Source organism: Pseudomonas abietaniphila (genome assembly GCF_900100795.1).
GTDB lineage: Bacteria > Pseudomonadota > Gammaproteobacteria > Pseudomonadales > Pseudomonadaceae > Aquipseudomonas > Aquipseudomonas abietaniphila.
This window is the reverse complement of record NZ_FNCO01000039.1, coordinates 1-6,482: the sequence shown is the minus strand read 5'-3', so window position 1 is coordinate 6,482 and position 6,482 is coordinate 1. Positions and strand designations below refer to the sequence as shown.

7 protein-coding genes and 1 pseudogene are annotated in these 6,482 nt (G+C 52.5%); 6 read left to right on the top strand and 2 right to left on the bottom strand.

The window, feature by feature from the left end; genetic code table 11:
- Positions 1-337 precede the first annotated feature (337 nt).
- The 6 genes from BLS87_RS33120 to BLS87_RS33100 all read left to right on the top strand — a co-directional run bounded on the left by BLS87_RS33120 (position 338) and on the right by BLS87_RS33100 (position 5,079).
- Positions 338-544 (top strand): co-regulatory protein PtrA N-terminal domain-containing protein, encoded by a 207-nt coding sequence (locus BLS87_RS33120; protein ID WP_019816895.1) that lies wholly within the window; start codon positions 338-340, stop codon positions 542-544.
- Between the two features lie 177 nt (positions 545-721).
- Positions 722-2,626 (top strand): copper resistance system multicopper oxidase, encoded by a 1,905-nt coding sequence (locus BLS87_RS33115; RefSeq protein ID WP_074759391.1) that lies wholly within the window; start codon positions 722-724, stop codon positions 2,624-2,626.
- Positions 2,627-2,638: 12 nt separating this feature from the next.
- Positions 2,639-2,887: a hypothetical protein gene (locus BLS87_RS34065; RefSeq protein ID WP_143024556.1), complete on the top strand. Its 249-nt coding sequence runs from the start codon at positions 2,639-2,641 to the stop codon at positions 2,885-2,887.
- A complete protein-coding gene (locus BLS87_RS33110; protein WP_074759390.1) occupies positions 2,859-3,809 on the top strand; it encodes a copper resistance protein B in 951 nt (316 codons plus the stop codon). Before BLS87_RS34065 ends, BLS87_RS33110 begins: the two co-directional genes overlap by 29 nt.
- 9 nt (positions 3,810-3,818) lie before the next feature.
- The gene (locus BLS87_RS33105; protein ID WP_074759389.1) at positions 3,819-4,622 is read left to right on the top strand and encodes a c-type cytochrome; all 804 of its coding nucleotides are present in this window, start codon (positions 3,819-3,821) and stop codon (positions 4,620-4,622) included.
- Positions 4,612-5,079, top strand: a complete 468-nt coding sequence (locus tag BLS87_RS33100) for a DUF411 domain-containing protein (RefSeq protein WP_074759388.1) — start codon at positions 4,612-4,614, stop codon at positions 5,077-5,079. Before BLS87_RS33105 ends, BLS87_RS33100 begins: the two co-directional genes overlap by 11 nt.
- A gap of 305 nt (positions 5,080-5,384) precedes the next feature.
- Here the strand turns inward: BLS87_RS33100 and BLS87_RS33090 are convergent, their stop codons facing one another.
- Both BLS87_RS33090 and BLS87_RS33085 read right to left on the bottom strand, forming a co-directional pair.
- The gene (locus BLS87_RS33090) at positions 5,385-5,717 is read right to left on the bottom strand and encodes a DUF2790 domain-containing protein (RefSeq protein WP_074759392.1); all 333 of its coding nucleotides are present in this window, start codon (positions 5,715-5,717) and stop codon (positions 5,385-5,387) included.
- 185 nt (positions 5,718-5,902) lie between these two features.
- Positions 5,903-6,482, bottom strand: a pseudogene (locus BLS87_RS33085) (transposase); the annotation flags it as partial.

Below are 6,482 nucleotides of genomic sequence, written 5' to 3'. Positions count from 1 at the left end.
TATGGGTGAGGTGATGCAGAAGGCCATGACTATGCGGCATGATGCTCCAGCTTCAATTCAATGACCGTGTTGCACTCAGCTCCTGCAACCGCCCAATGATTACACTTCAATCTTATATTCAATAAAAGTCGCGCAATGCGAAAAGATGGAGACCATACGTATTAAATAGCGTGTACTTCAAGAAAAATATCCCAAACTGACACAACTGTAATATTGGCCTAAGCTTCCTGACAGGGGGTGTCTCTTATAGTCCAACTGAGTCTATTGCTCACCCCCAAAGAGTCCAATCCATGATGTGATTCAGAGGGGATATTTTCACACATCTGAGGTAGCCCATATGAACACCATCAAAACCTTGTTCGTCGTCGCAGCGCTGACTGTTTCCACTCTGGCCATGGCTGAAGGCGGTGGTGACCGGACTTTCGCACGTATGGAAGTGGCCAGGACGAATTCGATGGAATCGTACCAGGTAGCTCAAACGCAGAGCGCTCAACCGCCTGTCGCTGAAAGCAAAGCCAAAGCGATGGATCATAAAAACTGCTGAACGATTAGGCACGCGGCCAAGCTGACAGAAATGTAATCACGAAGGTGGTTTAGATGTGGCAATTTCTAAGCTCGCCTGCAATGAAAAATTCGTCTTTTTTTCGGTAAGCGAAGCTCATCTTGCCAACTCACGGGTTGATTTGAACGGCTCCCTTTTGACTGATTGGAAATAAACGGCATGCATTCCAAAACCTCTAGACGGACATTCGTTAAAGGCCTGGCCGCCGGCGGCATCCTTGGCGGCCTTGGTCTGTGGCGCACTCCTGTATGGGCAGTGACCAGTCCAGGCCTGCCGAGCGTCCTCACCGGCAACGAATTTGATCTGTTTATTGGTGAAACGCCGGTAAACATCACTGGCTCGCCGCGCACAGCCATGACCATCAATGGCTCGTTGCCGGGGCCTTTGCTGCGTTGGCGCGAAGGGGAGACGGTCACTCTGCGCGTGAAGAACCGTCTGGATCAAGACACCTCCATCCACTGGCACGGCATTATTTTGCCTGCCAACATGGATGGCGTACCGGGTTTGAGCTTCCACGGCATCGCGCCCGACGGCATGTACGAATACAAGTTCAAGGTGCATCAAAACGGCACGTACTGGTACCACAGCCATTCTGGGTTGCAAGAGCAGGCAGGTGTTTACGGGCCAATAGTCATCGATTCGAAAGAGCCTGAGCCGTTTCAATACAATCGCGACTATGTGGTGATGCTGACTGACTGGACCGATGAGGATCCTGGTCGCGTCATGGCCAAACTCAAGAAACAATCGGACTACTACAACCACCACAAACGTACCGTGGGCGACTTCATCGACGACGTCAGCAAGCAAGGTTGGTCTGCTGCCGTCGCCGACCGGAAAATGTGGGCCGAAATGAAAATGAACCCAACTGATCTGGCAGACGTCAGCGGGGATACCTACACCTACCTCATGAATGGCCAAGCGCCGAACGGCAACTGGACCGGTATTTTTAAGCCTGGCGAGAAGCTACGCCTGCGCTTTATCAATGGCTCAGCGATGAGCTATTTCGATGTTCGCATTCCTGGTTTGAAAATGACCGTGGTGGCGGCCGACGGCCAATATGTCCAACCAGTCAGTGTCGATGAATTCCGAATCGCCGTGGCAGAAACCTATGATGTGATTGTTGAGCCTGCCACCGAGGAGGCTTACACAATCTTTGCCCAGTCCATGGATAGAACCGGCCATGCGCGGGGGACCTTGGCAGTTCGTGAAGGACTGAAAGCACCGGTACCGGCGATCGATCCGCGTCCGCTGTTGACCATGGATGACATGGGCATGGGCGGTATGGCTGGCATGGATCACAGCAAGATGCAGGGAATGGACCAAGGTGACATGACCGGAATGACCGGCATGGGCAGCGGTGACATGACCAACATGGCCGGTATGGACCATAGCAAGATGGCAGGTATGGACAAAGGTGACATGTCCAACATGGCCGGCATGGACCACAGCAAGATGGCGGGGATGGACAAAGGCGACATGTCCAACATGGCCGGTATGGATCACAGCCAGATGGCAGGGATGGGCGGCATGGGAGGCGAGATGCAATCTCACCCAGCGTCCGAAACCAACAACCCGTTGGTTGACATGCAGGCCATGAACCCAACGCCAAAACTGAACGATCCAGGTATCGGTTTGCGGAACAACGGTCGACGGGTGCTCACTTACTCAGATCTGAAGAGCACTTTCCAGGACCCTGATGGCCGAGAGCCCAATCGCACCATTGAGCTGCATCTGACCGGTCACATGGAAAAGTTTTCCTGGTCCTTCAACGGCATCAAATTTTCTGATGCTGAGCCCCTTCGTCTCAAGTACGGGGAGCGTCTTCGCATCACCTTGGTAAACGACACCATGATGACGCACCCCATCCACCTTCATGGAATGTGGAGCGACCTTGAAGATGAAAACGGCAAGTTCATGGTACGTAAGCACACAATCGACATGCCACCGGGTACCAAGCGCAGCTATCGAGTAACCGCCGATGCTTTAGGTCGCTGGGCCTATCACTGCCACCTGCTTTTCCATATGGAAATGGGCATGTTCCGTGAAGTACGGGTTGATGAGTAAAGGAGACGATCTGTGAGCACACACCTAAATCGTAAATCGCTGGTCGGTTGCCTCTTTGCTTTTGGCCTGATGGTTGGATTCTCCTGCGTAGCATTGGCAGTCGAAGAACGTGGTGATCATTCACCTGCTACTTCTGCGGATGCGCCGAACAAGACTGCGACCACGTCAAACCAGGCAACGCCGAATCACGCGACGATGCCTCATACCAAGATGCGCCATGAGTCGATGGATCATGACCAAGAAAACAAGAAGGCGGATTGAGATCATGACCAAGAATTTTTTACGCCCAACGTTGATGGTATTGGCATTTTCTACGAGTCCTGTCTTCTTTGCCGTGGCTCACGCCGCTGAGGAGATGGATCATTCCAAGATGAGCCATGGCTCCATGGGAGCGATGGACCACAGCAAGATGAAAATGGACGACGGTCAAATGACCGGCATGGAAAGTATGGATGAAGGGACGACGACAACCAGTCGAACCCCTGTCCCCGTACTTACCGATGCTGACCGTGCAGCCGCCTTTCCAGATGTCGCTGGTCATGGTGTCCACGACAAAACAATCAACTCTTTCATGCTGCTGGATAAGTTTGAATACCAGGATGCTGACAACGGTAGTGCGTTGGCCTGGGATGCGAAAGGATGGATCGGCGGTGACATTGATCGACTGTGGTTGCGCTCGGAAGGCGAACGTACCAATGGCGTGACGGAAAGCGCTGAATTATCCGCGCTCTGGGGGCACTCCATAGGACCGTGGTGGGACGTCGTCACCGGTGTACGACAGGATTTCAAACCAGGGTCTCCTCAAACCTGGGCCGCACTCGGCATTCAGGGCATGGCCCTATACAACTTCGAGGCCGAAGCAACTGCCTACATCGGTGAGAACGGTCAATCGGCTGCTCGGCTGGAAGGCGATTACGACATTCTGCTGACGAATCGATTGATTTTGCAGCCGACGGCCGAGGTCAATTTTTATGGGAAGAATGACCCTCAGCGCGGCATCGGGTCCGGATTAGCCAACACCGAAGTGGGGCTCCGATTGCGTTATGAGATTGTCCGGCAATTTGCCCCTTATATCGGGGTGAGTTGGAGCCGTTCTTATGGCAATACGGCAGACTTTGCACGTGAGGAAGGTGAAGATGCCAGCGAGGCACGCTTTGTCGCCGGTATTCGGATGTGGTTCTGAGAACCAAGTATGAAAATAACGCTGAAGGCACTGATAGCTGCTGGTCTGGCCACCGTAGCAGCGGCTGCCGGCGCGGTGTATTTCGGCGTGATCAATGTCGGGGCGGATGACCCGCACTCCGCCCCCGTCTACGCGCTACTTTCTATTGCTCGGGATCGCTCGATCGAAGTGCGCTCGCGCAACATTCAGGTCCCCGACCTGAGCCAAGAAGCCCTCATCCGTGAAGGTGCTGGCAACTACAACTCGATGTGTGTCGGTTGCCATTTGGCTCCGGGGCTTGCAGGCACCGAACTGAGTAACAGCCTTTACCCCGCACCTCCGAACCTTTCGAAACTGGACGTCGATGGGCACCCAGCCGCAGCTTTTTGGATCATCAAGCACGGCATCAAATCCACCGGCATGCCCGCGTGGGGCAAAAGCATGGCCGATCCCTACATATGGGGGATGGTCGCATTTCTCCAGCAACTTCCGTCACTGGATGCAGAGCAATACAAAGCTCTGATCACGAGTAGCGGTGGCCATCAACACGGTGGTGGCGAAAGCGTGATGCACAACCATGAGGGTCAGCATGGAACGACCCAGGGGCAAAGTGGCGCAGGTGCTGCCAACCAAAGGGCAGAAGTCCGCGCTCATGATGACGAGAAAAACACGGCACATGCCCATGGCCCCTCCGCAGCGCCGTCTGCAAATGAGCCTGCTGACCACCCCGATCATAAGGTTAGGGAAGCTTCAGATGGTGCGGCCCCGACTCCAACCGTACAGCCCAAATCACATACACATACTGATGGGAAGGAACATACCCATGCGAAATAACTCTCTTCGTCGCAGACGGGCACTTCGTCTCGCTGCTCTCGTGGCTCTGTTCATCAGTTCAGCCAGTCATGCAGCAGAGCCATTGACGATCGATGTACATCGCGACGCTAATTGCGGGTGCTGCAAGAAATGGATCCAGCACCTTGAAGCTAGGGGCTTTACCGTCGTTGATCACGTGGAAACCAACATGAGCGCGATCAAGCGCGGTCTCGGGATTTCTCCTGAGCTCTCGTCTTGTCACACAGCAACCATCAACGGAAAGTTTGTTGAAGGTCACGTGCCCGCCGAGCAAATCATTGCGATGAGCAAACGTGATGACCTGCTCGGGATTGCCGTTCCAGGCATGCCGGCCGGCTCCCCAGGAATGGAAGTGGACGGGAAACATGACGCGTATAAGGTAATCGGCTTGTCAAAGGCAGGCACAGACCACGTCGTTGCTGAATACCCCGAAAACTGATCTTCTAATCTTGCTCCTGCATGGTGAGGGTCATGCCCGTGCAGAGGACATAGCTCATTTCGAACGTAAAAAAGGCGCCACTAGGGCGCCTAAACCACCTCCCAAACCAAAGGAAAAACAAGGAGGCGGGATGTATCAGGTGGTCGAGCAATTGTTTACTGTACGTTAGAAACACTTCAACTGACGGACATGATTTCATAAAATGGATAACTTCAGCCTTTCCTGAAAATTACTTCTACGTCAGCGAGCAGTAAGCTAGTTTCGGACAAAGGAGAATTATGCAGTTCTTAAATAATTTTCATTGTCTAGCTTCCATGGGGGCAGTTGTCGGCCATGACCTTATATTCCACGGTGTTAAGCTTGCCCGTAGAGTCTTCATAGGTCATGCGCGAAGGAGCAACCCCACAGGTTTTATTGGCTTGCGTGACACTGACGACCTTCTGGATATCGAGGTTCATACCATATTCATAATGAACAACTTCAGGAGGAGTCTTGCCGTTCCTTGAGGCGTATTGTTCCATTGCTTGTTGGTTCTCTTGCATCATTCGACCATACACGCGGTCACCGCCTCCTTCAGCCATGGCTAATGAAGATAAGGTCAAAATCCAAGCGGCGCAAAACGCTTTCACTGCTGTCATTGCTTTCATGATTTTCTCCTAAAGCTCAATTTTCTGAGTTAAGAGTAACAAGTGAAAGCTTTCAGAAAGCTGCCGCGAAGGTTACTAATTTGAAAGGTAGACCCTAGTCCGCGTTTACGCTTTCAAGCGAGATGGCATTCTTGTTATCACCAAAGGTTGGCAGACCTGACGGAACACAGATGCCCTCAAAAGCTTATTGAAACTGGTGGCCCCTCCCAATTCCTCGATACGCCGGTAGATCTGAGCAAGGCCTCTGCGTCGACCCCGGTTCTGGCCAGGCTTTCCAGATCCCACTCGAAGAAACTGGAAAAAACCAGGAAAACCTTGCTTGATACCGCTGAGGTCAATCTTACCGTCGAGTAATTCACGGGGATCTTCATCCTGATGAGTTCAGAGACAGTCCACACCAAAGTTCTTAGACGGAAATGCCATACTGACTCCTGATGAATCTTGATCTGTTGATAAGTAAGGGGGAACCTCTGCTTGCGTAGATCCAGCTCATGAGGCAACGAACCTGGGAGTAGCGATTGCAAATTCCGAATGTTCACTCTCTTCGGATCTTTCGTAACTTTATACAGCTCATCTACGCCCGCTTCGATAAGGGCTGCATAGGCGTCGTCTCTTGAGTCGACGGACTTTTCGACCGTAACTGTAGGTTTTTTAGGTGCATGGAGTTTTGCCATTAACCATGCGTTATCATTTTCTAGAATCCATTGCGTAGGTTTGTACGCCTTCTTCCAGAGGTACTCGACATCGGCGTCGGTA